Genomic DNA, 833 nt, shown 5'->3' with positions numbered 1-833 from the left:
CTCCAGGACGTCGCCGTGCAGCCAGGAGCGCTGCCAGAGGGCGTAGTCGGCGTACTGGAGGGGCAGCTCGGGCAGGGGCGAGGGCAGACCCTGGGCGAAGGCCGAGTAGAGGGCGGCCACCTCACGCACGAGGACGCCGCGGGACCAGCCGTCAGAGACGATGTGGTGGAGGGTGAAGACGAGCACGTGCTCGGTGGGTGAGAGCTTCAGCAGCAGGGCGCGCACGAGGGGGCCGGAAGCCAGGTCGAAGGGACGCTGGGCCTCGGCGGAGGCCAGGCGTCGCGCTTCATCGAGAGCGGCCTCGCCCAGGGGGCTGAGGTCCACCGTGGGCAGAGGCAGGTCGGTGGGGGACGCGATGCGCTGGAAGGGCTGACCCTGGGTTTCAGAGAAGGTGGTGCGCAGGGCCTCATGGCGGCGCACCAGCTCGGTGAGGCTCTGGCGCAGGGCCTCGAGGTGCAGCTCGCCTTCCAGACGGAGGATGGAAGGGATGTTGTAGGTGGAGGCTCCGGGGGCGAGCTGATCAATGAACCACAGGCGCTGCTGAGCGAAGGAGAGCGGCAGCGCGCCCGTGCGCGGAGCCGGCACCAGCGGTGGCGCCTGGAAGGCACGGGCCTGCCGCGCGGCCTCGATGCGTGGGGCGAGGGCCGCGATGGTGGGCGCTTCGAAGAGGGCGCGCAGGGGCACCTCCACGCCGAAGGCGGCACGGATGCGGGAGACCAGCTGCGTGGCCAGCAGGGAGTGTCCGCCCAGGGCGAAGAAGTCCTCCGTGATACCGACGCGCTCCAGGTGCAGCACTTCGGTCCAGAGGGACGCGAGCAGCTCCTCGGTGGGCG

General features: G+C 71.3%; 1 protein-coding gene. It reads right to left on the bottom strand.

From position 1 onward, the window contains the following. Nucleotides 1-833: condensation domain-containing protein (locus D7V93_RS43615; protein WP_208723375.1), on the bottom strand; the 833-nt coding region annotated here is incomplete at both ends.

This window comes from Corallococcus llansteffanensis (assembly GCF_003612055.1).
GTDB lineage: Bacteria > Myxococcota > Myxococcia > Myxococcales > Myxococcaceae > Corallococcus > Corallococcus llansteffanensis.
Note: the sequence above shows the minus strand (reverse complement) of the source record. Positions and strands in the feature narration are given on the sequence as shown.